Annotated in this window: 22 protein-coding genes; 13 read left to right on the top strand and 9 right to left on the bottom strand. The window is 65.1% G+C overall.

What is annotated here, in order from left to right; all coding sequences use genetic code 11:
• Positions 1 to 204 precede the first annotated feature (204 nt).
• From QA642_RS35495 to cyoD, 4 genes are read left to right on the top strand one after another with little or no spacing between them, the layout of a single operon-like run.
• Complete coding sequence (locus tag QA642_RS35495; RefSeq protein ID WP_283081051.1) at positions 205 to 1,005, top strand: cytochrome ubiquinol oxidase subunit II; 801 nt, start codon at positions 205 to 207, stop codon at positions 1,003 to 1,005.
• Positions 995 to 2,995 (top strand): cytochrome o ubiquinol oxidase subunit I, encoded by a 2,001-nt coding sequence (gene cyoB, locus QA642_RS35490; protein ID WP_283081050.1) that lies wholly within the window; start codon positions 995 to 997, stop codon positions 2,993 to 2,995. The genes QA642_RS35495 and cyoB overlap by 11 nt, the downstream gene beginning before the upstream one ends.
• The gene (locus QA642_RS35485) at positions 2,995 to 3,636 is read left to right on the top strand and encodes a cytochrome (ubi)quinol oxidase subunit III (RefSeq protein WP_283081049.1); all 642 of its coding nucleotides are present in this window, start codon (positions 2,995 to 2,997) and stop codon (positions 3,634 to 3,636) included. Before cyoB ends, QA642_RS35485 begins: the two co-directional genes overlap by 1 nt.
• Complete coding sequence (cyoD, locus tag QA642_RS35480; RefSeq protein ID WP_283081048.1) at positions 3,633 to 4,019, top strand: cytochrome o ubiquinol oxidase subunit IV; 387 nt, start codon at positions 3,633 to 3,635, stop codon at positions 4,017 to 4,019. The genes QA642_RS35485 and cyoD overlap by 4 nt, the downstream gene beginning before the upstream one ends.
• Before the next feature lie 363 nt (positions 4,020 to 4,382).
• Here cyoD and QA642_RS35475 read toward each other — a convergent pair whose 3' ends face one another.
• The gene (locus QA642_RS35475; RefSeq protein WP_283081047.1) at positions 4,383 to 5,171 is read right to left on the bottom strand and encodes a thermonuclease family protein; all 789 of its coding nucleotides are present in this window, start codon (positions 5,169 to 5,171) and stop codon (positions 4,383 to 4,385) included.
• 199 nt (positions 5,172 to 5,370) lie between these two features.
• Here QA642_RS35475 and QA642_RS35470 point away from each other — a divergent pair, with 199 nt between their 5' ends.
• The 4 genes from QA642_RS35470 to QA642_RS35455 all read left to right on the top strand — a co-directional run bounded on the left by QA642_RS35470 (position 5,371) and on the right by QA642_RS35455 (position 10,612).
• The gene (locus QA642_RS35470; RefSeq protein ID WP_283081046.1) at positions 5,371 to 6,969 is read left to right on the top strand and encodes a GMC family oxidoreductase; all 1,599 of its coding nucleotides are present in this window, start codon (positions 5,371 to 5,373) and stop codon (positions 6,967 to 6,969) included.
• A gap of 197 nt (positions 6,970 to 7,166) precedes the next feature.
• Complete coding sequence (locus QA642_RS35465; RefSeq protein ID WP_283081045.1) at positions 7,167 to 7,616, top strand: hypothetical protein; 450 nt, start codon at positions 7,167 to 7,169, stop codon at positions 7,614 to 7,616.
• Positions 7,617 to 7,722: 106 nt separating this feature from the next.
• Entirely contained in the window at positions 7,723 to 8,742 is a 1,020-nt protein-coding gene (locus QA642_RS35460) for a trypsin-like peptidase domain-containing protein (RefSeq protein ID WP_283081044.1), read from the top strand.
• 142 nt (positions 8,743 to 8,884) lie between these two features.
• Entirely contained in the window at positions 8,885 to 10,612 is a 1,728-nt protein-coding gene (locus QA642_RS35455) for an FAD-dependent oxidoreductase (RefSeq protein ID WP_283081043.1), read from the top strand.
• Between the two features lie 257 nt (positions 10,613 to 10,869).
• Here QA642_RS35455 and QA642_RS35450 read toward each other — a convergent pair whose 3' ends face one another.
• Positions 10,870 to 14,346, bottom strand: coding sequence for an indolepyruvate ferredoxin oxidoreductase family protein (locus QA642_RS35450; RefSeq protein WP_283081042.1), 3,477 nt, complete (start codon positions 14,344 to 14,346; stop codon positions 10,870 to 10,872).
• A gap of 163 nt (positions 14,347 to 14,509) precedes the next feature.
• On the opposite strand from QA642_RS35450, the gene QA642_RS35445 reads away from it, so the two are divergent.
• The 3 genes from QA642_RS35445 to QA642_RS35435 all read left to right on the top strand — a co-directional run bounded on the left by QA642_RS35445 (position 14,510) and on the right by QA642_RS35435 (position 18,163).
• Entirely contained in the window at positions 14,510 to 15,463 is a 954-nt protein-coding gene (locus tag QA642_RS35445; RefSeq protein WP_283081041.1) for a hypothetical protein, read from the top strand.
• Between the two features lie 338 nt (positions 15,464 to 15,801).
• Positions 15,802 to 16,500, top strand: a complete 699-nt coding sequence (locus QA642_RS35440; protein WP_283081040.1) for an isochorismatase family cysteine hydrolase — start codon at positions 15,802 to 15,804, stop codon at positions 16,498 to 16,500.
• 10 nt (positions 16,501 to 16,510) lie between these two features.
• Positions 16,511 to 18,163: a regulator gene (locus tag QA642_RS35435; RefSeq protein WP_283081039.1), complete on the top strand. Its 1,653-nt coding sequence runs from the start codon at positions 16,511 to 16,513 to the stop codon at positions 18,161 to 18,163.
• A gap of 77 nt (positions 18,164 to 18,240) precedes the next feature.
• Here the strand turns inward: QA642_RS35435 and QA642_RS35430 are convergent, their stop codons facing one another.
• Positions 18,241 to 19,212, bottom strand: a complete 972-nt coding sequence (locus QA642_RS35430) for an AraC family transcriptional regulator (RefSeq protein ID WP_283081038.1) — start codon at positions 19,210 to 19,212, stop codon at positions 18,241 to 18,243.
• Between the two features lie 311 nt (positions 19,213 to 19,523).
• Here QA642_RS35430 and QA642_RS35425 point away from each other — a divergent pair, with 311 nt between their 5' ends.
• Positions 19,524 to 21,035: a hypothetical protein gene (locus tag QA642_RS35425; protein ID WP_283081037.1), complete on the top strand. Its 1,512-nt coding sequence runs from the start codon at positions 19,524 to 19,526 to the stop codon at positions 21,033 to 21,035.
• A 4-nt stretch (positions 21,036 to 21,039) separates the two neighbouring features.
• Positions 21,040 to 21,591 (top strand): hypothetical protein, encoded by a 552-nt coding sequence (locus QA642_RS35420; protein ID WP_283081036.1) that lies wholly within the window; start codon positions 21,040 to 21,042, stop codon positions 21,589 to 21,591.
• A gap of 25 nt (positions 21,592 to 21,616) precedes the next feature.
• On the opposite strand, the gene QA642_RS35415 is transcribed toward QA642_RS35420, so the two are convergent.
• The 6 genes from QA642_RS35415 to QA642_RS35390 are packed head-to-tail and all read right to left on the bottom strand — an operon-like array spanning position 21,617 to position 26,341.
• Entirely contained in the window at positions 21,617 to 22,441 is an 825-nt protein-coding gene (locus QA642_RS35415; RefSeq protein WP_283081035.1) for a carbohydrate ABC transporter permease, read from the bottom strand.
• Positions 22,438 to 23,376, bottom strand: coding sequence for a sugar ABC transporter permease (locus QA642_RS35410; protein WP_283081034.1), 939 nt, complete (start codon positions 23,374 to 23,376; stop codon positions 22,438 to 22,440). The genes QA642_RS35415 and QA642_RS35410 overlap by 4 nt, the downstream gene beginning before the upstream one ends.
• A complete protein-coding gene (locus QA642_RS35405; RefSeq protein WP_283081033.1) occupies positions 23,373 to 24,722 on the bottom strand; it encodes an extracellular solute-binding protein in 1,350 nt (449 codons plus the stop codon). Before QA642_RS35405 ends, QA642_RS35410 begins: the two co-directional genes overlap by 4 nt.
• 58 nt (positions 24,723 to 24,780) lie before the next feature.
• Positions 24,781 to 25,560, bottom strand: a complete 780-nt coding sequence (gene soxA / locus QA642_RS35400) for a sulfur oxidation c-type cytochrome SoxA (protein ID WP_283081032.1) — start codon at positions 25,558 to 25,560, stop codon at positions 24,781 to 24,783.
• Positions 25,557 to 25,874 (bottom strand): thiosulfate oxidation carrier complex protein SoxZ, encoded by a 318-nt coding sequence (soxZ, locus tag QA642_RS35395; RefSeq protein ID WP_283081031.1) that lies wholly within the window; start codon positions 25,872 to 25,874, stop codon positions 25,557 to 25,559. Before soxZ ends, soxA begins: the two co-directional genes overlap by 4 nt.
• A complete protein-coding gene (locus QA642_RS35390; protein WP_283081030.1) occupies positions 25,874 to 26,341 on the bottom strand; it encodes a SoxY-related AACIE arm protein in 468 nt (155 codons plus the stop codon). The genes soxZ and QA642_RS35390 overlap by 1 nt, the downstream gene beginning before the upstream one ends.
• Between the last annotated feature and the right edge of the window lie 3 nt (positions 26,342 to 26,344).

The following is a 26,344-nucleotide window of genomic DNA, read 5'->3' as shown; positions in this document are numbered from 1 at the left end:
CGTCCCACGCTCATGTCATTGACATCGCACGGAATTGCATGCCGCCGCGCGAGATTGCGCGGGGCGGAGCGGACGATCCGAAGGAACCGACCCCACACGATCGCGTTTGTTGCCGAGCCTTTCCCGCGCTAGGCTCTGTCCCGGGGCTTCCCAACCGCCAGTGGCTTGCCGATGAATCTGCTTGATCCACAAGGGCCCGTAGCTGTGGCCAACAGCACCATTTTGGTCGATTCCGTCTTCATCATGCTCGTGATCGTGGTGCCGACCATTTTCGCGATCCTGGCGTTCGCGTTCTGGTTTCGCGCCTCCAATACCAAAGCGCGCTTCCAGCCGGGCTTCGTCTATTCCGGCCGCGTCGAAATGGTGGTGTGGTCGATCCCGGCGCTCACCGTCATTCTGCTCGGCGGCGTCGCCTGGATCGGCTCGCATCAGCTCGATCCCGCGGCGCCCGTGCCGGGCACCGGCAGCCCGCTGCGGATCCAGGCCGTCTCGCTCGACTGGAAATGGCTGTTCATCTATCCCGACCAGCGCATCGCCACCGTCAACACGCTGACGGTGCCGGCCGGTGCGGAGCTGAATTTCCGGCTGACGTCGTCGAGCGTGATGAACGTGTTCTTCATCCCGCAGCTCGGCAGCATGATCTACACCATGAACGGCATGGTGACGCGACTGAATCTGCGTGCCGACAATGAGGGCAAGCTCCAGGGCCTGTCGGCGCATTTCTCCGGCGACGGCTTTCCCGACATGATGTTCGACGTCAACGTGGTCTCGCCGCTCGACTTCCCTGATTGGGTGGCGAACACCGCGAAGACCGACGCCGTGCTGAACGAGGACAGCTACAAGAAGTTGATGCAGCAGAGCATCGAGCGGGGCCGGCCGACCTACCGTCTCGAAGACCCGCGCCTGTTCGATCTGATCGCGACCCAGCACATCCCGCCGGGGCCCGGACCGGAGCTCGCATCCGAGGCCGGCCGGTCGCACATGGGAGGCCACGATGCTCGGTAAGCTCGACTGGTCGGCGATCCCGTTCGATCAGCCCATTCCGCTCGTCGCAGGCGGAATCGTGCTGGTGGCGATCCTGGGCGTGCTGGCCTGGGTCGTGGTGAAGGGACATCTGCCCTATCTCTGGCACGAATGGATAACCAGCGTCGACCACAAGCGCATCGGCGTCATGTACATCCTGCTCGCGTCCGTGATGCTGCTGCGCGGCGGCAGCGACGCCATCATGATGCGGATCCAGCAGGCAGTCGCCTACCAGTCGCAGGGCTATCTGCCGCCCGAGCACTACAACCAGATTTTTTCGGCTCACGGCACCATCATGATCTTCTTCGTGGCGATGCCGTTCGTGATCGGTCTGATGAACCTCGTCGTGCCGCTCCAGCTCGGCGTGCGCGACGTCGCTTTTCCGACGCTGAATTCCGTCGGCTTCTGGCTGACCGCGACCGGCGCGCTGCTGGTCAATCTCTCGCTGGTGATCGGCGAGTTCGCACGCACCGGCTGGCTCGCCTTTCCACCGCTGTCGGGACTGTCCTATTCGCCGGGCGTCGGCGTCGATTATTACGCCTGGTCGCTCCAGATCTCCGGCGTCGGCACGCTGGTGGCCGGCATCAATCTCGTCACGACGGTGCTGAAGCTGCGCACGAAGGGCATGAACTATCTGCGCATGCCGATGTTCTGCTGGACCACGCTCGCCTCGAACCTCCTGATCGTCTCGGCGTTCCCGATCTTGACGGCCACGCTCGCGATGCTGCTGCTCGACCGCTATCTCGGCTTCCACTTCTTCACCAATGAAGCCGGCGGCAATGTCATGATGTTCATGAATTTGATCTGGGCGTGGGGACATCCGGAGGTCTACATCCTGGTGCTGCCGGCGTTCGGCATCTTCTCCGAGGTGGTGTCGACCTTCTCGGGCAAGGCATTGTTCGGCTACCGCTCCATGGTGCTCGCCACCATGGCGATCTGCGTCATCTCCTTCATGGTCTGGCTGCACCATTTCTTCACGATGGGCGCCGGCCCCGACGTCAACGCCATCTTCGGCATCGCCAGCATGATCATCGCGATACCGACAGGGGTGAAGATCTACAACTGGCTGTTCACGATGTATGGCGGCCGCATCCGCTTTGCGACGCCGATGCTGTGGGCGGTCGGCTTCATGGTCACCTTCATCATCGGCGGCCTGACCGGCGTGCTGGTCGCGGTGCCGCCGGCCGACTTCATGCTCCACAACAGCATGTTCCTGGTGGCGCATTTCCACAACGTCATCATCGGCGGCGTGTTGTTCGGCGCCTTCGCCGGCTTCGAATACTGGTTTCCGAAGGCGTTCGGCTTCCGCCTCGACGAGCGCTGGGGCAAGGCCGCGTTCTGGTTCACCTTCGTCGGATTCTACATTACCTTCATGCCGCTCTACATCGCCGGCATGCTCGGCATGACGCGGCGCTTGCAGCACTACGAGGTCGCGGCGTGGCGGCCATGGATGATCGTGGCAGCGATCGGCATGGCCGTGCTGAGCGTCGGGGTGATCTGCCAGATCATGCAGCTCGTCGTCAGCATCCGCAACCGCGAGGCGCTGCGTGACCGCACCGGCGATCCCTGGGACGGGCGCTCGCTGGAATGGGCGACCTCGTCGCCGCCGCCCGTGTTCAATTTCGCTTTCAATCCGGACGTGCGCGGCGAGGACGCCTATTGGGACATGAAGGCCAAAGCCCAGCAGCAATCGCTCGAACATGACGTGCCAGAGTATCAGGACATCGAGATGCCCCGGAACTCGCCGACCGGTTTCGTCTGCGCCTTCTTCGCCACCATCATGGGCTTTGCGCTGATATGGCACATCTGGTGGATGGTGATTGTGGGTGGTGTCGGTGCGTTCGCGACCTTCGTCGTGTTCGCCTGGCGCGACCATGATGAATACGTCATTCCGGCCGCCGAGGTCGCCCGCATCGACCGCGTCAATCTCGAGGAGCGGCGCAGCCTCGTCAGCATGGCGGGAGCAATCTGATGTCGATGACCGCGACCGCCGGCCACGCCCATGCCGATCCCCATCACATCGGCGTCGTCATCGAGCATCCCGGGCCCGCGTCGAAGCGGATCGTCACCGCGTACGGTTTCTGGGTCTTCCTGCTCTCCGATATCGTGATGTTCTCCTGCTTCTTCGCTGCCTATGCAGTGCTTGTCCATCAGACCGCGGACGGACCGAAGGGCTCGGAGATCTTCGAGCAGCGAAATGTCGCGATCGAGACGGTCTGCCTGCTGCTGTCGAGCTTCACCTGCGGCATGGCCAGCATTGCGGCCGATGTGCGCAACCGCTTCTGGTTCTACCTCGGCATGACCGTGACATGTGTGCTCGGCCTGATCTTCCTCGTCATCGAATTCCGCGAATTCGCCGATCTCGTTGCGCGCGGCTACGGCCCGTCGCGGAGCGCCTTCCTGTCATCGTTCTTCTCGCTGGTCGGTTGCCACGGCCTGCACGTCTCGGCCGGCGTGCTGTGGCTGCTCACCATGATGGCCCAGGTCTTCGCCAAGGGCTTTCGCGCCGACGTCCTGCGGCGGATGATGTGCTTTGCGCTGTTCTGGCACGCGCTCGACATCATCTGGGTCGGGGTCTTCTCCGTCGTCTACCTGCTTGGGAGTGCCGTATGAGCGATCAGACGCACATGAATGCCGAACATGGCCTCGCACCGGGCGAGGAAGAGCAACACAGTGTCGGCGAACGGATCCTCGGCTACGTCGTCGGCCTTGCCCTGGCGCTGGTGCTCACGGCGATGTCGTTCTTCATCGCCGGAACCGACCTTGTCTGGCAGCCTTCAATTCCGGTCGCGCTGATCGTCCTCGCGATCGCGCAGATGGGCGTGCATCTCGTGTTCTTCCTGCACATCACCACGGGCCCCGACAACACCAACAACGTGCTGGCGCTGGCGTTCGGGCTGCTGGTCGTCTTCCTGGTGGTTGGCGGCACCGTCTGGATCATGTCCCATCTCAACCAGAACATGCCGCCGATGGATCAGATCATGAGGATGCAGTAGGCCGCTGACGGCGGCAGAGCAAGACGTCTTGATCCGCTAACGTCTCCACATCGTCATGGCCGGCTTGACCCGGCCATCCACGCCTCGCCGAAGCGGCTTCGGCCGCGCAGGCGGGACAAGCCCGAGCATGACGGCCTAGGCTTGTATCGATGCAAAAAAGAAGAGCCGCTTGTTTGTGACAAGCGGCCCAAGTCTAGGGAGGAAACGCCCGAGCAAAGACAATCGGCCGAAGCCGGATTGCTGCCAAGGAAACGCCCGCGCAAAGCGCTTGCGTACACATATAGGTGTAGCAATTCGCGCTGGAGTTCAATTCCGGATCAATACTGTCTCGGAGTACCACTCACGGCTGCGTGAACCAATTTTTCACCTTGGCCGGCGGCAGTTGTAGGCCTTGCGGAAGCCCGCGGCCTGGGCGTCGTCCTCCGAGCAGAACCAGCGGTCGGGCTTGGTGGTCGCCGGGTAGCTCGGGCAACCCCGCAAATGGTAGATGCCGATATTGCCGGTGACGCGTGCGCGCACCGCAAGCTTGCCCTTGATGCTGCAGCTCGGCGGCATCGCCAGATCCTCCGGAAATAGCACCGCGCGGATTTCCTTGTCGCGGTCGGCGCGGCAGGCGGCGCCCAGCAGCGTGCCGTCCTTCTTGCCGGTCCGGAAATCTTGCGGTGCAACAAAACAGCCCTTCCAGATCCCGGCCGATGCGGATTTGGCGTCGGTCGCCGCTGGCTTGACATTCGCCTTGATCGGCTCGCGCGCGATGGCATAGCCGAGCTTGACCAGCTGCTCGTTCAAGCTCGCCTTGTCGCCCTCGGCGGTGCAGATCGCGCGGTGCCGCTTGCCAAAGCTCTTTTCCGGGCCGACGTCGTCGCAGCGCACCGAGCGCTTGTTGATCAGCTTGCTCAGCTGCTCGCGGGCCTCGATGCCGCAGGTCCAGGGATCGGCGTGGTCGTCGATGCAGACCTGGTCCAGCTCGGGCGCATCGACGCCGTCGAGCCGATAGGTCACGTCGCCGAGCTGGATGGAGTTGCCGTCCCGGACCGTCGCGGCAGCGGTCAGCGCGGCGGCCGGTTCGGACGGGATCAGAAATCCGGGCAGAGCGAAAAACGAAACGAGCGCAAAAGCGCGGGCGGCGGCAAAGAAATTTCGGAAGGACATACGGTCTCGCTATCGATTGCTCTGGCGCATTGTTCCTAGCATCCGGACGAGGCGTTACCAATGGTCTGCGCCCTGCGAAGTGCGACATTCCGGCCTCGCGGCTTTACTCGGCCGTCGCTCTGCCCCTATCGTTTGCGCAGCCTTCCGGACTGCGGAGGCCGAATCGCCCGGGAAGCGGCGAGGGGAGGGCAAGGTTGCGATGAAAGATCCCGTGGACGTCCTGATCATCGGTGCCGGCGCGTCGGGCGCGGCGGTGGCGTGGTCGCTGGCCGAGACCAAGATGCACATCCTCTGCCTGGAGCAGGGCGGCTGGATGAACCCGGCGGAGTATCCGAGCACGGGGCGGGACTGGGAGGCGAAGTTCTACGGCGAGTGGTCGTCGAGCCCCAACGTGCGCGGCCGGCCCGAGGACTATCCGATCAACGACGACAATTCGCCGATCAAGGTCGTCAACTACAACGCGGTCGGCGGCTCCACCGTGATGTACACCGCGCACTGGCCGCGGCTGCATCCTTCCGATTTCAAGGTGAAGACGTTCGACGGTGTCGCCGACGACTGGCCGATCGACTACGACGCGCTGACGCCGTTCTTCGAAGAGAACGACCGCATGATGGGAACGTCGGGGATGTCGGGCGATCCGCTGTCGCCGCTGACGCATCCGCCGATGCCGCAGCAGCCGATGGGATTGTCCGGCGTGATCATCGGCAAGACCATGAACAAGCTCGGCTGGCACTGGTGGCCGTCGGACACCACGGTCGCGACCATGGACTATGAGGGCCGCGCGCGGTGCATCAATCTCGGCCATTGCACGCCGGCCTGCGCGCAAGGCGCAAAGTCGTCGACCGACATCACCTATTGGCCGCACGCCATCCGCGCCGGCGTCGAGCTGCGCACCCATTGCCGGGTGCGCGAGATCACCACCGACGAGAACGGCATGGCCTCGGGCGTGGTCTATTACGACAAGGACGGCGTAGCGCAGTTCCAGCCGGCGCATGTCGTCATCATCGCCTGCAATGGCGTCGGCACGCCGCGGCTGCTGCTCAACTCGAAATCCAGCCGCTTCCCGAACGGCCTTGCCAATTCGTCCGGCCTCGTCGGCAAGAACCTGATGTTCCATCCCTATGCGCAGATCTACGGCTATGTGAAGGAGCCGACCGACAGCAATCGCGCGCCGCCGACCTGCCTGTGGAGCAAGGAGTGGTACGACACCGACTTGTCGCGCGGCTTCGTGCGCGGCTATGGCGTGCAGTTCGTGCGCGGCGCAGGTCCGGTGTTCGAGGCCGTGGTCAGCGAGCAGAAGGGCATTCTGCCCTGGGGCGAAGATCATCACCGCGTCTTCCGCAAGCTCAACGGGCACCGGCTCGGCTTCTCCGCGATCTGCGAGGATCTGCCGGAGGAGCACAACCAGGTCACGCTCGATCCGGTGCTAAAGGACAGCCACGGCATTCCCGCGCCGAAGGTCGACTACACGATCAGCGAGAACAGCCGGAAGATGATGGAGCATGGGCTGGCGCGCGGCCGGGAGTTTCTCGAGACGGCGGGGGCGACTGACATCTGCGTCAACTCGCCGATCCCCTGGGGCGGCTGGCATCTGCTCGGCACCGCGCGCATGGGCACCGATCCCGCGCGCTCCGTGGTCAACGAATGGGGCCGCACGCACGACGTGAAGAACCTGTTCATCGTCGACGGCAGCATCTTCGTCACCTCGGGCGGGGTGAACCCGACTTCGACCATCCAGGCCCTCGCGCTCTACATCGCGGATCAGATGAAGCAGCGCCTCGCCAATTTGTTCGATTGAGATGATGTGGATCGAAGCGAGCCGCGACCTCCGTGTACCTCTCCCGATTGCGGGAGAGGTCGGTGCGAAGTGCCGGGTGTGGGCTTTCTCCTCTGGGGGAATCCCTCTGTGGAGACACCCTCCCCCCAACCCTCCCCCGCGAGCGGCGGAGGGAGCGCACCGTCTTTGCGGCGGGAATGAACTAACGAGAGTACGCCATGACTGATCAGCCGACCCTCACGCCGCGGCAGCGCCAGGACTTGCGCACCATCGCCGCGATGATCATTCCTCCGAGCGAGGAATATCGCGCCCCCGGCGCCGACGACGAGATCATCCAGGCCGACATCCTTGCAACGCTCGGCCGCGACACCAGACCTGTCGCGGCAGCGCTCGACCATCTGGCGCGGCTTGCGGGGATGCCGCTCGCTGATCTCGAACCTGCCGCGCGCGATGCGGTGGCGCAGGAGTTTCGCAAGCACGGCGGCGCGCCTGCCGCAACGCTCGTTCGCGTCGTGCTGCAATGTTACTACCGCGACGACCGCGTGCTGCGCTCGCTCGGGCTCGAGCTGCGCGCGCCGTTCCCCAAGGGCCATGTGCTCCCGGATGGCGACTGGTCGTTGCTCGATCCGGTCAAGGCGAGGGCGGGCACGCTGCGGCGGGTGCCCTAGCCAGCTGGGTAGTCAAGCACTGGCAGTCCAGCCCTGCGCCCCCGGGCGGGTCCCTTGCGTAGGAGGGAACAGGCCACCATGTGTGTGAGCCCCAAGGACTCTTGCCATGCTGGATTTCACCTCAGATATCGCCGATGACGCCTCGTCATCGCGGACGACGGCGGCTGCCCCGGCCGATGACCGGGCGCTGCTGGATGCCTATTCCAATGCTGTGATCGACGTGACCGACCGCGTCGGCCCAGCGGTCGTGCGGGTCGAGACCGGTCCCAAGGTGCCGAATGGCCGCGAGCGCGGCGGGCTCGGCTCGGGCATCGTGATCTCGCCTGACGGACTCGTGCTCACCAACAGCCATGTGGTCGGCTCCTCCAAGGAGATCCGGCTGCGGGATGTCGAGGGCCATGTCGGCGATGCCCGGGTGCTCGGCGTCGATCCCGATACCGATCTTGCGCTACTCCGCGCCAACGGCGTGCGCGATCTGCCCTATGCCGCGCTCGGCAATTCCAAGAGCCTCAAGCGCGGCCAGCTGGTGATCGCGATCGGCAATCCGCTCGGCTTCGAATCGACCGTCACGGCCGGCGTGGTCTCGGCGCTCGGCCGCTCGATCCGTTCGGTGAGCGGGCGCACCATCGAGGACGTGATCCAGACCGATGCCGCGCTCAATCCCGGCAATTCCGGCGGGCCGCTGGTGTCGTCGAATGCCGAGGTGATCGGCATCAACACGGCCATCATCAACGGCGCGCAAGGCATCTGCTTTGCGGTCGCCAGCAACACCGCGCAATTCGTGCTGTCGGAGATCATCCGCCACGGCTATGTCCGTCGCGCCTATATCGGCGTGGCCGGGCAGACCGCGCCGGTCCCGCGGCGGCATGCGGTGCTGGCCGGCGTCGAGAACAAGATGGGCGCGCTGTTGATGCAGATCGAGCCTGACGGCCCGGCGGCCAAGGCGGGCCTGCTGCCCGGCGACGTCGTGATCAGGCTCGACGGCGTCGAGATCAACGGCGTCGACGATCTGATCCGCGTGCTCGACCGCGACCGGATCGGCCGACGGCTCGCCATGGACGTGCTGCGGCTCGGCCGCCTGCGGGCGATCGATATCGACCCGATCGAGCGCAAGCCGGCGCGCTAAACCTTCTTTGGCTTTGGTCCAAGCCGAGGACGCGGTGTTACCTCTCCCGTAGGGAGAGGTGAAGCGCCGGCATCAGACTATGGCCTATCTCTGCTCGGGCGGGGTATGACGGTGTCATGCCTCGCCCTCGGACCCTTGCCGCATGATGCCGGCGCATGAGACCTACGATGTCATTGTCATCGGCGCCGGTGCCGGTGGCATGACCGCCGCGGCAGTGGCTGCCGCTGAAGGTCTGCGCGTGCTGGTGATCGAGAAGACCGCCTTCGTCGGCGGCACCACGGCGCGGTCCGGCGGCATGGTCTGGATCCCCGCCAATGCCAGGATGAAAGAGGCAGGACTCTCCGACAGCATCACGGATGCAGTTCAATATCTGTCGAGCACGGTTCCCGAGCCTGCCAATGCGGGCCTGCGCGCTGCTTTCCTGACGCGTGGCCCGGAGGCGGTCGCATGGCTCGAAGCCAATACCGAGGTGCGGCTCCAGCCCGTGAACGTCTATCCGGATTGTTATCCGGAACGATTGGGCGCAACATCAGGCGGACGCGTGCTGGAGCCGGTCGCTTTCGACGGCACACGGCTCGGCCAGGCTTTTGCGCGCCTGCGGCCGCCACTGCCGGAGTTCACGCTGTTCGGCGGGATGATGGTCGATCCGCTCGATATCCCGCATCTGCGGCGTGCCGGAAAATCGCTGCGTTCGACGTTGCGCGCTACGCGGCTGGTTTCCGCATACGCGCTGCAGCGGCTGCACAGCCCGCGCGGCACGACGCTGCATCTCGGCAATGCGCTCGCGGCGCGGCTCTACGCCTCGTTGCTGGCGCGGCAGGTCGAGATCCTGTTCAGCGCGGATGTCGAGGATTTGTCGATGCAGGGCGATCGCGTCGATGGCGTCGTCGTCCGTCACGGCGCGCGTGACCGCCCGATCGCCGCGCGTCGCGGCGTGGTGCTGGCGACTGGCGGCTTCTCGCACGATGCGACCTTGCGCAAGCGCTTTTTTCCGCGTGCAGCCGGCTTCGTCTCGGCAGCCAACCCATCAAGCACAGGCGATGGGCTTCGGCTCGCGGCCACGGTCGGCGCCGCGCTCAATACGGACGCGACGAGCCCGGCCTATTGGGTGCCGGCCTCGTTGTTCCGTCGCGCCGATGGCAGCCGCGGAGTCTTTCCGCACACGGTGACCGACCGCGCCAAGCCCGGCGTGATCGCGGTCAACGCCGCCGGCCGTCGCTTCGTCAACGAGGCGTTGTCGTACCATGAGTTCGTGCTCGCCATGCTGCGCGATGGCAATGGCGAGCCGGACCGGCCGTTCTATCTGATCTGCGACCACGCGTTCCTATGGGCCTACGGCCTCGGCCGCATCAAGCCGTTCACGCGCAGGGTGCGGCGCTATGTGGCGAGCGGCGAGTTGGTCGAGGCGCCTGACATCGTGCAGCTGGCGGCGAAGATCGGCATCAAGCCAACCACGCTCAAGGCGACGATTGCAAGCTACAACGCCGATGCCAACGAGGGCCGCGATCCCGAATTCGGCCGCGGCAGCACGATCTACCAGCGTCATCTCGGCGATACCGCTCACAAGCCCAACCCCTGCGTCGCGCCGATCCTCCGCGCGCCGTTCTTCGCGATGCGCATCTATCCGGCCGATCTCGGCACCGCCATCGGCATGAAGGTGGATCCGCAGGCCCGCGTGCTGCGCGGGGACGGCACACCGGTCGCGGGCCTCTACGCCTGCGGCAACGACATGGGCTCGATCATGAATGGCAATTGTCCCGGGCCGGGCATCACGCTCGGACCGGCGCTGACGTTCGGGTACATCGCGGGACGGCATCTGGCGGAGGGGAATGCAGCAGTCGCAGCGGGTGCGGCCGCAGCGCCGGTCTAGCCATCTCCACCGCTGTCATGCTCCGCGAAAGCGGGGCATCCAGTATTCCAGAGACGGCGAGATCAACAATAACTGCCGCGGCGTACTGGATCGCCCGCTTTCGCGGGCGATGACACCAAGCGTGTGGCAAGCGCACTCCACAATCTCGTCATTGCGAGCGCAGCGAAGCAATCCAGGCCGCCTCCGCGGAAAGATCCTGGATTGCTTCGTCGCTTCGCTCCTCGCAATGACGCGCGGAGAGAGCTCGCGCCTAACCGCTACTCCGCCGCCGCCGCAAAGCGGCTGTTCTCGAGCTCCGCTTCCAGCCGCGCCGCCTCGGCCGCCGCCAGCTTGATATTGGCTTCCTTGACATGCCCGAAGCCGCGGATGCTCTCCGGCACCCTCGCGAGCCGCGCCAGCAGTGGGATCTGCTCCGCCGTCAGCCCGGCCATCCGCTGCTCGATCATCGCAACATAATCCGCTATCAGCTTCCGCTCGGTCCGGCGCTCGTCGGTGCGACCAAACGGATCGAAGGCGCCGCCGCGCAGGAATTTCAGTTTTGCAAGAACGCGGAAGGCGTGGATCATCCAGCCGCCGAACTCCTGCTTCTGAAGCCGGCCCGTCGCCTTGTCGCGCTTGGCGAAGATCGGCGGAGCGAGGTGATACTTCAGCGTGAAGTCGCCGTCGAACTTTTCGGACACCTTCTTCGCAAAGCTGCCATCGGTATAGAGGCGGGCGACCTCGTACTCGTCCTTGTAGGACATCAGCTTGAACAGGTTTTTTGCCACGGCGTCGGTCAGCTCAGTGGAGGCGGGCGAAGCTGCCGTTTCCGCCTTGCGCACCTTGGCGACGGCCGCGAGGTAGCGGTCGGCATAGGCCTTGTCCTGATAATTGGTCAGAAACTCCGCCCGGGTCGCGATGATGTCATCCAGCGATTTTGTCGGCGCGGACGCCCTGTTCTTGAACTGGAGCACGCTGCGCACCCGCGACATGTCGTGGGCGGCGAGGCGGCCCCAGGTGAAGGCGAGCTTGTTCATCTCGATTGCGGCGCCGTTGATCTCGATGGCGCGGAGCAGGGCCTCCAGCGACAGCGGGATCGCGCCCTTCTGGAACGCGAAGCCGAGCATGAAGGGATTGGTCGCGATGCTGTCGCCCATCAGCGCGGCGGCAATGCCGGTGGCGTCGATGATGTCGAGGTTCTTGTCACCGACGGCATCGCGCAGCACGGTCTGCATCGTGCCCAGCTCGAAATCGAGATCGGGGTTTTGCACGAAGCTCGCGGTCGGCTGCAGGTCGGCGTTGATATAGGCCTTGGTCACGCCGCGCTCGGCGCGGCTGAGCGCAGTCGGGCCAGCCGAGACGATCATGTCGCAGCCGAGGATGACGTCGGCGCCGCCGGTGGTGATGCGGACCGCGGAGATATCCTCCGGCCTCGGCGCGATGCGGACATGGCTCATCACCGCGCCGTTCTTCTGCGACAGGCCTGTAAAATCCAGCGCCGAGCAGCCGCGGCCGTCGACATGGGCGGCCATGCCGAGCAGGGCGCCGATGGTGATGACGCCGGTGCCGCCGATGCCGGTGACGAGGATGTTGTAGGGTCCGTCGAGCTCGCGCGCCGACGGCAGCGGCAGATCGGCGAACAGCTGGCCGGAGTCCACGGCCGAGGTCTTCATCCGCTTCAGCGTGCCTCCATGCATGGTGACAAAGCTCGGGCAGAAGCCTTCGACGCAGGAAAAGTCCTTGTTGCAGTTCGACTGGTCGATCTGGCGCTTGCGGCCGAACTCGGTCTCCAGCGGTTGCACCGAGACGCAGTTGGAGGCCTGCGAGCAATCGCCGCAGCCTTCGCAGACGAGCTCGTTGATGAAGGCGCGTTTTGCCGGATCGGGATAGAGCCCGCGCTTGCGGCGACGGCGCTTTTCCGCCGCGCAGGTCTGGTCGTAGATCACGACGGTAAGACCCTTGATGTCGCGCAGCTCGCGCTGCACTGCGTCCAGTTCGCGGCGGTGATGGATGGTCGCGCCTTGCGGGAAGTAATCACCTTGCGGATATTTGCTGGGATCGTCCGAGACGATCGCGAGCCGCTTGACGCCTTCGGCCCAGACCTGGTGCGCGATCTGCGCGACATTGAAGGCGCCTTCGGCGGGCTGGCCGCCGGTCATCGCGACGGCGTCGTTGTAGAGGATCTTGTAGGTGATGTTGATGCCGGCGGCGGAGGCGGCGCGCAATGCCAGCAGGCCGGAATGGGTATAGGTGCCGTCGCCGAGATTCTGGAAAATGTGCTTCTCGGTGGTGAACGGTGACTGGCCGATCCAGTTCACGCCCTCGGCGCCCATGTGCGAGATCAGGTCGGTGCGGCGGGTCGGCATGCTCAGGGCCATGCCGTGGCAGCCGATGCCGGCCATGGCGCGGCTGCCTTCGGGCACGCGCGTCGAGGAGTTATGCGGGCAGCCCGAGCAGAAGAACGGCGTGCGCGCGAGCTTGATCTGCGAACTTGATGTGACGGGATTGTCGAATGCCTCGAGCCGGGCGAGGCGCTGCTCCAGCACCGGGCTGTGATGGCCGAGCTTGCGCAAACGCGCCACCAGCGCGCCGGCGACGATGGTCGGCGTCAGCTCGCCCTCGCTCGGCAGCAGCGGTGCGCCACGCTCGTCGCGCTTGCCTGTCACGGTCGGGCGCCTGGACGCATCGATGTTGTAAAGGATGCGCATCAGCTGGTCTTCGATGAAGCCGCGCTTCTCCTCGACCACCAGCACATCTTGAAGGCCTTCGGCGAAGCGCCTTGCTCCGCTTTCCTCCAGCGGCCAGGTCAGCGCGACCTTGTAGATGCGCAAGCCCAGATCCTGCGCGTCCTTGTCGGTGATGCCGAGGTCAGCGAGCGCCTGGCGCAGATCGAGATAGGCCTTGCCGGTCGCGACGATGCCGAGCCGGGCCGGCTTGGAATCCAGCACGATGCGATCGAGCTGGTTGGCGCGGGCAAAAGCCTGCACCGCGGCCATCTTCGGGCCGAACAGGCGCCGCTCGGCCTCCAGCGGCGGATCGGGCCAGCGGATGTTGAGGCCGCCGGGCGGCATCTCGAAATCATCGGGAAGCACGATCTTGATGCGTTCGGGATCGCTGTAGATGGAGGCCGAACTCTCGACCGTCTCGCTAATCGCCTTGAAGCCGACCCAGCAGCCGGAGAAGCGCGACAGTGCAAAGCCGTAGAGGCCGAGATCGAGATAGTCCTGCAGCGTCGCCGGATTGATCACGGGGATCAGCGCCGCCGCGAACACCTGCTCGCTCTGATGCGCCAGTGTCGAGGACTGGCAGCCATGGTCGTCGCCGGCCAGCGCGAGCACGCCGCCGTTGAGCGAGGTTCCGGCCGCATTGGCGTGCTTGAGCGCGTCGACCGAGCGGTCGACGCCGGGACCCTTGCCGTACCAGATGCCGAACACGCCATCGACCTTGGCGCCGGGGAATAGGCCGACCTGCTGGCTGCCCCAGACCGCGGTCGCCGCCAGATCCTCGTTCAGTCCGGGGACGAAGGCGATGTCGTGCTGCTGGAGGAAAGACTTCGCGCGCCACAGCGCGTGGTCGTACATGCCGAGCGGGGAACCGCGATAGCCCGAGATGAAGCCGCCGGTGTTGAGCCCCTGGAGCCGGTCGCGTTCGCGCTGCAACATGGGCAGGCGGACCAGGGCCTGCGTGCCGGACAGGAAGATCCGCTTCGATTCGAGCCGGTATTTATCGTCCAGCTCGACCTGCATCAGCGTCATTTCAGGAGTCCTCGTGTCTCGTTCGGCGTGGGGTTTGCGCTGCGGGAGGGGTTGCGGCTGCGCGACGCGAATTGTGACAGTCAAAGGCATGGGGCCGCGAAGTCAATATCGCTGGCCGCATCCGTGGCGCTCCTGCTAGTCATGGCTTCCAGTGGAGAGCACCATGGCTGCAAATGCATTCGACACCGAGATCACCGAGACGGCCGAGGCCCTGACCGGCCCGTGGCGCCGGCCGCGCCAGATGTTGCAAGCGCAGACCTACGACGCGCATGCCTCGATCCACGACGACGCGACCGCGCAGAAGCTCGGCTTTAAGGGCGGCACCATCGAGGGTCCGACGCATTTCAGCCAGTTCGCTCCGCTCGGCGAGCGCTTGTGGGGGCGGGCCTGGTTCGAGACCGGTTGCCTCTCGGCGCATTATCGCAGCGTCTGCTACGAGGGTGAGGAGGTGCAGGCGATCCTGTCGAAGCCGCTGCCGGGGACGAGTCAGTGCCAGGTCCAGATGGTGAAGCGCGACGGCACCGAGGTACTGCGCGGCACGGCCTCGGTCGGTGAGCCGCACGCCCAGACTGCGCTGGAGACGCGTCTTACGGAGCTCAAGCCGCTCACCGATCCCGTGATCCTGCGCGACGTGAAGGTGGCGCAGACGAGCAAGCGGCAGAGCGTGCGGATGGCGTTCGACCAGAACATGGGCGACCTCTATCCGTTTTCGCTGCGGCAGAAGCTCTCCGTCATCACCGAGAACTCCCCTTACTACGCGACCGCCGACGATCCGTGGCGCAGGCCGATCATTCCGATGGAAATGCTGAGTGTGTTGTTCCAGTACCGCTCCAAGGAGGATCCGCTGCCGGCCAAGGGCCCGGCGGTCGGCCTGTTCGCCGATCAGGAGATCCGCCTGGTGAAGGGCCCGCTCTTCGTCGACGAAGAGTACGAGGTCGAGCGTGAGGTGGTCGCGCTCTCCGGCAGCCGCCGCACCGAGAGTGCCTGGGTGAAGACACGGGTGTTCGACAGGGCGGGCACGATGGTTGCGACGATGTTGCTCAACATGGCGACGCTGAAGGATTCGTATGCGTCGTATGAGAATGAGTATGGGCAGCTGTATGGGGCAGGGCGGTAGGCGCTAGGCGTCGCCACATACTCTGCTCGGTCATTCCGGGGCGCGCGTAGCGCGAACCCGGAATCCATTTCACCTCGCGTACTGCGGCCCGATGGATTCCGGGCTCGACGCTGACGCGTCGCCCCGAAATGACGGCGGAGAGTGCGTCGTGCGCCGCCCATCTCTTAAGCAAATGCACGTCGCAAAGCCGTCGCACAGGGAATAAGCAGACGTCGATCTCTGACGTAACCTTCTGACCGCACAACGAATTCGCTCGCGGCTCACGTCCTACCGCAATTGTACACAATGGCACGGCGCTTGCAGAACTCTCCGTAAAGAGAGTTCTCGCGAGGGGCGTCATGTTGAACTCACCCAAGCCGACACTGGGCGTCATCAGCGCCGAGCCCGAGCCGATCAAGCTCGACTGGTCGAGTACGGCGCTCGTCATCATCGACATGCAGCGTGACTTCATGGAGCCCGGCGGCTTTGGCGAGACGCTCGGCAATGACGTCAGCCAGCTTGCGCGCGCGGTGAAGCCGATCGGCGCGCTGCTGAAAGCTGCGCGCGACACCGGCATGCTGGTGATCCACACCCGCGAGGGCCATCTGCCCGATCTGTCCGACGCGCCGCCGGCAAAGGTTGAGCGCGGCGCGCCGTCCTTGCGCATCGGCGATCCCGGCCCGATGGGCCGCATCCTCATTCGCGGCGAAGCCGGCCACGACATCATCCCGGAACTCTATCCGCTCGACAGCGAGGTCGTGATCGACAAGCCCGGCAAGGGCGCGTTCTACGCCACCGAGCTCACCGACGTTCTGGAGAAATACGGCATCGAGAACTTGCTGGTGTGCGGCGTCACCACCGAAGTGTGCGTCAACACCACCGTGCGCGAGGCCAATGACCGCGGCTATCGCTGCGTCGTCATCTCCGACGGCTGCGCGTCCTACTTCCCCGAGTTTCACGAGATGGGCCTGAGGATGATCAAGGCCCAAGGCGGCATCTTCGGCTGGGTCGCGGACTCGGGCGCAGTCCTGGAGGCAATGAAGGTTTCGACCACATAGGGGTATTATCATGAGCACATTGACGGGGACGGCCGGCAAGTCTGAGTTCAAGCCGGCACTATGGACATCCGGCGACTGGAACGCGTTTTTCGGCTTCGGCACCAACATCCTCGTCAACATGCTGGTGCTCACGGGCCTGCTTCGCTTCGTCCTGAAGATGCCTGATAGCCTCGTGTTCGGCCGCATCCTGCCGGCGCTCGGGCTGATGATGTGCCTCTCCACCTTCTATTACGCGTATCTCGCCTATCGCCTGGCGCAGAAGACCGGCCGCAGCGACGTCTGCGCGCTTCCGTCGGGCGTCAGCGTGCCGCACATGTTCATCGTCACCTTCGTGATCATGCTGCCGATCACGCTGAAGACCGGTGATCCGCTCAAGGGCTGGTCGGCCGGCCTCGTCTGGGTGTTCTTCCAGAGCTTCATCCTGATGATCGGCGGCTTCATTGCGCCGTTCATCCGCAAGATCACGCCGCGCGCGGCGCTGCTCGGCACGCTCGCCGGCGTCTCCGTCACCTTCATCTCGATGCGGCCTGCGCTGGAGATGTACATGACGCCGCAGATTGGCCTCGTCTGCTTCGCCATCATCCTGGTGAGCTGGTTCGGCGGCGTGAAATATTGGCGCGGCATTCCCGCTGGTCTGGTTGCGATCGCGGCCGGCATGATCATCGCCTGGGGCTCCAACCTGTTCGGGCTCGGCCTTGGCGGATTGAGCATCGCAGGTGTTGGAGCCGCTTTCGCGAACTTCGGCTTCTCGGTGCCGATCCCGGCCGTGGGCTACGTCTTCTCCGGCTTCGAATTCCTCGGCATCATCCTGGTCACCGCCGTTCCGTTCGGCATCTACGACCTCGTCGAGGCCATGGACAATGTCGAGAGCGCGGAAGCGGCCGGCGACGAATATCCGACCACGCGCGTGCTGACCGCCGACGGCGTCGTCAGCCTGATCGGCTGCCTGATGGGCAATCCTTTCATCAATGCGGTCTATATCGGCCATCCCGGCTGGAAGGCGATGGGCGGCCGTATCGGCTATTCGGCTGCGACCGGCATCATGGTCGTGGTGCTGGCCTGGTTCGGCATCATCTCGGTGCTGCTGGCACTGGTGCCCGTCGTCGCGATCTCGCCGATCCTGCTCTATATCGGCATGCTCATCGGCGCGCAGGCGTTCCAGACCACGCCGGTCAAGCACGCGCCCGCGATCGTGCTGGCGTTGACGCCGCATCTTGCCGCCTGGGCCAAGCTCCAGATCGACACCATGCTTGGCTCGACCATGACGGCTGCGGCGACGGTCGGCGGAATGGCCGCTGACAAGGCCGACGCGGTCAAGGCCGCCGCGATCGCCGCGCTGCCGCAGCAGGGCGTGTTCTATCACGGCCTGGAGGTGATGGGCGGCGGCTCCATCCTCGGCGGCCTCATCCTGGGTGCGATCGGTGTCTTCATCATCGAGCGCGATTTCGAGAAGGCCTCCGCCTTCGCGCTGGTCGGTGCCATCCTGACCTACTTCGGCTTCATGCACGGCGAAGCCGTCGGCATCGGCGGCGGCTTTGGCGTGACGCCGGCGGTCGCACTCGCCTATGCCGTGGTGTCGGCCGGCCTGTTCGCGACCAGCAAGCTCGGCACCAGCGAGCACTACGCCGCGCATCCGGAGATGCACGCCGCGCCGGCGGAGTAGGGAAGCGAGACATCGAATGCGGTCGGGCGGCGAGGAGTTGCCCGGCCGTTTCATTTGGTTCTGCCTACTCCGGCGATTCAGCCGAGCCGGCCAATCCATTCGCGAAACAGCTCGGGGACGGCTTCGACCACGGCTGCAAGATCGTGCAGGCGGGCGTCGCGCGCTGCGCGTGGCGAATAGCCGAAGCGTTGCCGGAAGCTACGGCTGAAATGCGCCTGGCTCACAAAGCCGAATTCAGCGGCGATCTCTGCATTCCAGCGCTCCTCGCCTGCGTCGTCGAGCAGTACGTGGATCGCCTCGAGCCGCCGCCCGCGGATGTAATCCGCGACGCCTGCGAGCGGCTCAAAGACGCGATAGAGCACCGAGCGTGATACGCCGATCTCGCGGCAGATCGTCGCCACCGAGAGGTTGGGATGGCCCAGATTCTGGTCGATGAAACGGCTGGCGCGATGAAGGATGCCGATGTCACGCCGGGCAAGCCCTTGCTCGCGCGGCCGCGCAGCCACGCCAAAACATCCGCGCAGCAGCCCGAGCGTTGTCTGCACCGCCTCGGACGCGTCGGTCTCGTCCATCGCCGGGAGCCTTCTCCGCAACAGCGCCATCTGATCGGCGAGCACCCGGCCGGCGGCGCCGTCAAGGACCAGCCCGTGCAGGTCGAGCCCGTCGGGCGCGGCGCTGACGATGGGATCGCGCTCGACATCCAGGCTGATGGTATCGGTCGTCGTCGCGATGCCATCGAAGGGGCGGGTCAGATCCAGAACCAGCACCTGGCCGGGGCCGGCGGAGATCGGCTCGCCCTCGACCTCGCCGCTCCAGGCGCCGCGACGGAGCAGCAGCAGCGCGAATGAGTTGCGGCCATCGGCCTTTGCCAGTGCGGCGGAGCGCGTGAAGCGCACCGGCCCCATCCGGGTCGATGCGGCGACCAGGCCGCCGAGCAGCCACGCTTCGGCGTGGACCTGGAACGTGTCGTGGTCGGTGCCGTCGGGGAGCGACACCTCATAATGCGTGAGAATCGCGCGGTAGCGGTCGAGGCGCTCGCCGGCGGGCAATTCCGCGCTGTCAAAGCGCAGATACGGAATTTTGGTCATGCCAGGCCGCTCCCTCGGGCAGTTGGTCTGCAAATTGGGACGAACAGGCAAGTTTCCGCACCGCCGAACCGCAGTCTTCGGACATGAATATTCATATTATTGCGCGCGGGCTAGACCTGTGTGTTTGCCGGCCCGCGCAATTTGCAATGACGTGAAGGTGAGCGATGAGCGAGCAGGGGATTGCGTTTGCGTTAAAGCCGGCTGAGGGCCGGATCGTCGAGAGAAGGACGTTGGCCGCGAGGACGGCCGCGCGTTGCGGGTGCAATCGGCCCTTGCTCGGGAATCTCGCGGCTGCGGCAATCGCGCTCGCCGTCGCCTGGCTGGATGCCCCATCCGCGCGGGCGCAGTTCGTCTGCGTCGATGCCAGCAACAGCGCCGCCGGTGCAACCGCAGGCTCGTTTTCGAGCGTCGCTTGCGGAGCCAATGCAAGCGCGACGACCGAGGGTGCCGCATACGGCGCTTCGAGCGCTGCCGGTTCGGAGGCCTCGGCCTTTGGCGCCGGAAGCCTCGCCGCAGGCGGCATGAGCACGGCGCTGGGCTATCACAGCTATGCGGGCGGCTTCTGGAGCACGGCGGCCGGCGCCTCCAGCTCGGCCAGCGGCGCCAACGCTTCGGCTTTCGGCTACCAGAGCTCCGCGTTAGGCTTTGCCGGCACGGCGATCGGCTACCAGGCGGCCGCTGGCGCCTTTGCCAGTACGGCCGTAGGCTATGGAGCGGCAGCAGGCGGCATTGCCAGCACCGCGGTTGGCAACGCCAGTCGGGCGCTCGCCGACAACGCCTTGGCGATAGGTGCCAGCGCCAACGTTTATGCCGCGGGCACGAACGGCACGGCGGTCGGCTACAATATCGGGGTGAATGGAGCCAACAGCACCGCGGTTGGCGCCAGCAACAGCGTCACCGGCAACAACAGCGGCGCGTTCGGCACCGGGCAGACCGTCCGCGGCAATGGCAGCTACGCTATCGGTGATCCGAATATTCTGAACGGCAATGGCAGCTTCGTGCTGGGCGACAACAACACGATCAACGGCACCAACCAGACCGGCAGGGGCGACAGCGTCAACGTGGTCGGCTCCAACAATGCCGTGGCCGGCACTGCGAGCGCTGCCGGCTCCTCTGTGTTCGGCTCCGGCAACGCCGTCAATGCGCCCAATGCGCTGGTGATGGCGAACACGGCGACGGTCACCGGATCGGGCGCCATTGCGATCGGCAACACCGTGTCGGTTGCCGGCGCCAACGCCGTCGCCGTCGGTAACAACACCAGCGCCGGTTTCGCCAACTCGTCCGCCTTCGGCAACGGCGCCACGGTGACGCGCGCCAACCAGCAGACGTTCGGCACGGCAAGCAATACCTACACCATGGCCGGCATCACCTCGTCCGCAAGCAAGGCCGCGCAAAGCGGCGCGACACAGCTCGTGACGGCCGACGGTGCCGGCAATCTCGCAACGACCACCCTCGGCGCCCTAGGCATAGCCTCGACGGCCGATCTCGGCGCCATCAACGGCCAGCTCGCCACCATCAACGGGCGGCTCGACGACCTCAATAGCCGCACCAACAAGGCGACCAGCGGCGTCGCCATGGCCTTTGCCATGGCCGGTGTACCGACGCTGCTGCCGAACGAGAGCTTTGCCATGACGATGAACTACGGCACGTTTGAGCGCGCCAACGGTCTCGCGTTCAACGCGGCACTACGCCTCAACGGGAACATGCAGTTCAACGGCGGTATCGGCTACGGGCCGGACGAGAAAGTCGCCGGCGGGCGCGTCGGCCTGCGCATGGGCTGGTGAGCGCATGATCGTATCCTCACGATTGGCCGCGTGCCTTCTCTTCGTCGCGGCTTGCGCGCCCGTGCGAGCGGAGACGCAGCCATCGCCTTCCGGCTTCGCGGATCGTTGGGCGGTTCAGCCAGCCACAGCACCGACAAAGCAGGGCGGGCCTCAGGTCGCCATCGAGCAGGCGCTCTATCTCATCCGCTCCTCGCTCCTGACGTTGAATGATGCCAATCGCTCGGGCAACTATTCGGTGTTGCGCGACCTTGCCGCGCCTGAATTCCAGGCCAGAAACAGTGCGGCCGACCTCGCGCTCGCCTTCTCCGACCTGCGGTCGCGCAAGTTCGACCTGTTTGGAGCGGCGCTTCTCGCGCCGCGATTGTCGGTGCCGCCCAGCGTCAATGCCAACGGCATGCTGCGGCTGAGCGGCAATATTCCGACGAGACCATTGCAGATCGATTTCGATTTGCTGTTTCAGAACGTCGGCGGCAGTTGGAGGCTCTATGGACTTTCGGTCGCCACGCCCGCCGCGGCTCAACCCGTCCCGCCGCAGGCAGATGCCTCAAAGCGGTAGTCCGAACTGCCGTGAGGGCGGGCGATCACCCGCCCTTGACGGCCCCCGCCGTCAGCCCGGCGACGATCTGCCGCTGCGCCAGCACCGTCAGCAGCAGCACCGGGAAGGTGACGATCAGCGCGGCGGCGGCCAGTGGGCCCCAGCTCAGCTGGTCGAACGAGATCATGTTGTAGACCGCGACCGGCAGGGTGCGTGTCTCGCGCCCGGCCAGCACGATGCCGAACACAAAATTGTTCCAGGAGAAGATCACCGCGAGAATGAAGGCGACCGCGATTCCGGGCTTGGCGATCGGCAGCGCGACGTGGCGGAACACCTGCCAGCGGCCGGCACCATCGATGAGGGCCGCTTCTTCCAACTCCATCGGAGTCGTCTCGAAATAGCCGATCATGATCCAGATCACGATCGGCACGGTCACGACGAGATGGATGATGATCTGCGGTACTAGCGTGCCGAGCAGACCGAGCCACTGGAACAGCAGGAACAGCGGGATCAGATAGGACAGGCCCGGCGTGATGCGGGCGATCAGGATCACGACCGCGGATTTATGCGCGGCCATGCGCGCAATGCCGTAGCCGGCGGGTACACCGACGAGCAGCGCCAGCACGGTCGAGCTGCCGGTGACGATCAGGCTGTTCATGAAGTAGGTCAGGAAGCGGTTGGAAGCGAGCACGTCGGCATAGTTCTTCCAGGCGATGCGATCCGGAAAGAACACCGGCGGGTAGGCGGCATTGTCGACCTCGAACTTGAGCGACAGCGAGATCATCCAGAGGAAGAACAGGATCGCCGGCGAGACGATGACGAAGACAGAGAGCCACAGGCCGATTTTGCCGATGATCTGACGGGGTGTCATGCGCCGCTCGCGATTTCGGTCCACAGCATGCGCTGGCGGGCGTAGAGCATCACCGCCGCGAGCAGGACAATCAGCAGGAAGAACACGACCGCGATCGCCGAGCCGTAGCCGAGGTCGTAATAGGTGAAGGCGACGCTGTAGAGATAGATGTTGATGGTCTCCGACGCCGAGCCCGGTCCGCCCTGCGTGATCGCGAAGATGATGTCGAAACTCTTCACCGCGTCGATCATGCGGATCATGCCGGCGATGAACAGGAACGGCATGATCAGTGGCAGCGTGATGAAGCGGAACACCTGCCAGAAGCTGGCGCCGTCGATCTGCGCGCTCTCGTAAGGCTCGGTCGGGATTGCGGCGAGGCCGCCGAGCACGATCAGCATCACCAGCGGCGTCCATTGCCAGGTCTCGACCAGGACCAGCGAGGGAATCACGGTTGCGGGGTGGAAGACCCAGAGCTGCGCGGGGATGCCGACCAGCGACAACAGGTAGTTCAGCACGCCGAGCTGCGGGTGGAACATCATGGTCCACACCAGCGCGATCGCCACCGGCGTCGCCATCATCGGCATGATGAAGACGCCGCGCAAAAATCCGCGACCGGCGAAGTTCTGGTGAAACACCACGGCCGAGAGCGTGCCGAGGGTCAGCGGCAGCGCCACCGACAGCACGGTGTAGACCAGCGTGTGACCGACCGCCTCGAGAAAACGCGGATCGTTCGTGAGCCGCAGATAGTTGGAGAACCCGACGAAGGTGGTGGGCGAGCCGACCTTCCACTCGTTCAGGCTCATCCAGATGGTGAAGACCCACGGGAAGATGATGATGGCGAGCACGACGACCAGTGCCGGCACCACGAACGGCCAGTAGGACGGCGGCCGCAGCTCCTTCTCCGGCGCGGCATCGGACCGTGCCGCGGCCGGAGTCGATTGTGTCAACGCGCTCACGCCTTTTCGCTGCGCTCCAGGATCGGCCGGAACTGATCGTGAGCCTTCTTCAACTCGGCTGCGGGATCGGCTCCGGAGAGTGTCGAGGTGAGCGCCGCGCCGACGAGATCGCGGAACTCGGCGACCGGAATCACGACGGGCAGGCCGAGCTTGCTGATCTTGGCGGAATCGATCACCGATTGCAGCCATTCCTTGGGCATCTTCACGCCGCTCTGGACCTCGGTGTCGTTCAGGATCGAGTTACGGAACGGCACGCCGCCGCCGGCCTGCAACAGCCGTGCGCCCTGCTTCTTCGAGACCACCCATTGGCAGAGCAGATAGGCAGCTTCCTTGTTCTTGCTCGCCGCGGCAATGCCGATGCCGTCGCCATAGGTGGCCGAATATTGCCCCTTCGGTCCGGCCGGCACGACGGTGTAGCCGACCTTGCCGACGACGCGCGAGGCGGCGGGGTCCTCCAGCGGCGGCGCCCAGCCGACGCCATCGATCCACATCGCCGAACGTCCTTGCGTGAACGAGGCCATCGACTCCATCCAGTTGAAGCCGGCGACACCGGGTGGGGCGACCTTGGTCAGCAGCGTCTGATAGAGCTTCGTCGCCGCGATCGCTTCCGGGCCGTCGGTCAGGATGTTGCCCTTGGCGTCGAGGAATTCGCCGCCATAGTTGAGGAAGAAGTTGGTCCACAATGTCATGTTGGCGTTGCGCAGGCCCCGTCCGACGAAGCCGTAGGTGCCTTCCTTGGTGTCGGTCAGTTTTTCGGCCGCCGCGACCATCTCGTCGAGGGTCTTGGGGACGGCGACGCCCTTCTTCTGGAACAGCTCCTTGTTGTAGTAGAGGATGAAGTAATCGACCGACCAGGGCAGCGACAGCATCTGGCCCTTGTCGTTCTTGGCGTATTGCAGGCCGGCGGCCGAGAAATCGCTCTCGACGAGATCGGGCGTCGTCAGCGTCGGATCCTTCATGAAGGGCGTCATGTCGGTGAGCCAGCCGGCTTTCTCGAACTGCCGCTTCTGGACGTGATAGCTGAGATGGACGACGTCGAAGCTCGGCCGGCCCGAGGTCAGCTCGATCACGACCTTCTGCCGCTGCTGCTGCTCGGGGATCTGTTCGGAATCCACCTGGATGCCGGTGAGCTCGGTGAACTCCTTGATGTTTTTTTGCAGGTTGTCGCCGCGCGGACCCTTGGCGAGGATCACCTCCAGCTTGGTCCCGGCATACTTCTTCCAGTTGACCTCGGCGCGCGCCGGGAGTCCGGTCAGGCTGAGCGCGCCAGCCGCGGCGGTGCCCGTCAACAGCGTGCGGCGCGAGATATTCTGGTTGGCCACGTCGAATCCCTCCCTTTGATTCATTTTCTTTGGGAGAGATACTAACGGCCGTGCCACGCCTGCCTAGTCCTAATCTGGCGCCTCAGGGACGCACGGCAGGCGTCTCCATCGGCAGGCCGCGCGCCCGCGACATCAGATAGAGCTCAAGCGCGACCAGCTCGGGCGAGCCGTAGTCATAGGCCTGGGCGCGTACGCCGGTCATGCAACTGCGCAACCGGCGCTCGATCGACCCCAGCGTCTGCCACTCTAGGCGGTAGAGCGGATAGCCGGTCGGCTGCGCTTGCGTGATCGGCGCGCCCGCAAGACGCTTGTCGAAATTGTCGTCGTGGCAATTGGTGCAGGCGAGGTTGAGCTGGCCCTCGCGCTGCATGAAGAGATCGCGGCCCTGCTCGACGAAGGGCTCGAGTTGCGGATCATCGCCGGCCGTGATCGCCACGCCGCGGGACTGGTGGGCGACGAAGGCGGACAGTGCCAGCAGGTCGCGGCTCTCGTAAGGCAGCGCGGTCGCCTGCTGATGATTGGCGCGGCAGAGATTGATGCGCTGGTCCAGCGTGATGGGACGGCCGAGCGCCTTGTCGAAGGCGGGGTAGCGCGCCGCGACGCCCTTCATGCTGCTGCGTGCATCGCCATGGCAATCCGCACAGGCCTTGTCGGCGCTGCCCGACTTCTTGCTCCAGAGCCCCTCGCCGTCGAGCACGAACAGCATGCCCGGATTGGACGTGTCGTCGTCCTGCATCGCACGGGTATCAGGCCCCATGAAGGCGTAGCCGGACCGGCGCGCATCGGGCGGGATTTCACCGGCGAGCAGAGCAGGGGCCGCAGCGAGCAGTATCGCTGCCGCTATCGCGCGCCAGAGTCTCATTCGACGGTAATCGATGCCGACGCGGTGGACGCATAGCCGTTGTCGCCGATCCATTCGAACTCGAACTTGCCGCTCTCCTTCACGACGGTGAAGAAGGACAGATACGGATTGGCGGCGATCGCCGGAAACAGGTCGGCGCGAAAGACCTCGGTGCCGTTGTAGCGGCAGGTGAAGCTGGTGATGATGTCGCGCGGCACCAGCGCGCCGTCGGCGGTATGGCGGAAGCCGGTTTCCATGATGTGCGAGGTCAGCGTGCGGATCTCGATGATGTCGCCGCGTCTGGCCTTCGCGGGAACGTTGATGAGCGCGGCCATCAGTTCAGCTCCTCGGTGCAGGCCGCCAGCGTCACGACGACGTCCGCGGCAGCCTGCCAGAAGCTGTCGTCGGACAGGCGGGCGATCGCGACCACCTTCTGGGTGTCGGCGAGGCGGATGCGGGTCGAGACCTGGGCACGGCCGGAGGAGGAGTTGAGATAGAAATTGCCGATGTTCGGCTGCGGGTTCTTTTCGTTGAAGACATGGATGCTCTTGACGTAGTCGGTCGCCGTCATCGGGCTTGCGACGCTCACCGTCATCGGCACGGTGTTGCCGTTCTCGACCAGCGGCGGGATGTCGAGCTTCACCTTGCCGAAGCGCACCGGCGCTTCGCCGACGACATTGCGGATCGCGGTGCTGAGCATCGCCGGCGTTGCCTCGAGCGGCCGTAACGTGACGATCGGGATCGTCCCGGCGACTGTCACGCCTCCGGCAAGGCCCAAGAATTTTCGTCGCGTGGTCGGCATGAA

It is taken from the genome of Bradyrhizobium sp. CB2312 (genome assembly GCF_029714425.1).
GTDB lineage: Bacteria > Pseudomonadota > Alphaproteobacteria > Rhizobiales > Xanthobacteraceae > Bradyrhizobium.
The sequence above is the reverse complement of the archived record's forward strand: the minus strand, read 5'-3'. Positions and strand labels throughout refer to the sequence as shown.

Bases quoted from the DNA above. Each gene is read 5' to 3' on its own strand.
- cyoB (WP_283081050.1), top strand. From the start codon at position 995: ATGCTCGGTAAGCTCGACTGGTCGGCGATCCCGTTCGATCAGCCCATT.
- QA642_RS35485 (WP_283081049.1), top strand. From the start codon at position 2,995: ATGTCGATGACCGCGACCGCCGGCCACGCCCATGCCGATCCCCATCAC.
- cyoD (WP_283081048.1), top strand. From the start codon at position 3,633: ATGAGCGATCAGACGCACATGAATGCCGAACATGGCCTCGCACCGGGC.
- QA642_RS35475 (WP_283081047.1), bottom strand. From the start codon at position 5,171: ATGTCCTTCCGAAATTTCTTTGCCGCCGCCCGCGCTTTTGCGCTCGTT.
- QA642_RS35470 (WP_283081046.1), top strand. From the start codon at position 5,371: ATGAAAGATCCCGTGGACGTCCTGATCATCGGTGCCGGCGCGTCGGGC.
- QA642_RS35465 (WP_283081045.1), top strand. From the start codon at position 7,167: ATGACTGATCAGCCGACCCTCACGCCGCGGCAGCGCCAGGACTTGCGC.
- QA642_RS35460 (WP_283081044.1), top strand. From the start codon at position 7,723: ATGCTGGATTTCACCTCAGATATCGCCGATGACGCCTCGTCATCGCGG.
- QA642_RS35455 (WP_283081043.1), top strand. From the start codon at position 8,885: ATGATGCCGGCGCATGAGACCTACGATGTCATTGTCATCGGCGCCGGT.
- QA642_RS35450 (WP_283081042.1), bottom strand. From the start codon at position 14,346: ATGACGCTGATGCAGGTCGAGCTGGACGATAAATACCGGCTCGAATCG.
- QA642_RS35445 (WP_283081041.1), top strand. From the start codon at position 14,510: ATGGCTGCAAATGCATTCGACACCGAGATCACCGAGACGGCCGAGGCC.
- QA642_RS35440 (WP_283081040.1), top strand. From the start codon at position 15,802: ATGTTGAACTCACCCAAGCCGACACTGGGCGTCATCAGCGCCGAGCCC.
- QA642_RS35435 (WP_283081039.1), top strand. From the start codon at position 16,511: ATGAGCACATTGACGGGGACGGCCGGCAAGTCTGAGTTCAAGCCGGCA.
- QA642_RS35420 (WP_283081036.1), top strand. From the start codon at position 21,040: ATGATCGTATCCTCACGATTGGCCGCGTGCCTTCTCTTCGTCGCGGCT.
- QA642_RS35415 (WP_283081035.1), bottom strand. From the start codon at position 22,441: ATGACACCCCGTCAGATCATCGGCAAAATCGGCCTGTGGCTCTCTGTC.
- QA642_RS35405 (WP_283081033.1), bottom strand. From the start codon at position 24,722: ATGAATCAAAGGGAGGGATTCGACGTGGCCAACCAGAATATCTCGCGC.
- soxA (WP_283081032.1), bottom strand. From the start codon at position 25,560: ATGAGACTCTGGCGCGCGATAGCGGCAGCGATACTGCTCGCTGCGGCC.
- soxZ (WP_283081031.1), bottom strand. From the start codon at position 25,874: ATGGCCGCGCTCATCAACGTTCCCGCGAAGGCCAGACGCGGCGACATC.
- QA642_RS35390 (WP_283081030.1), bottom strand. From the start codon at position 26,341: ATGCCGACCACGCGACGAAAATTCTTGGGCCTTGCCGGAGGCGTGACA.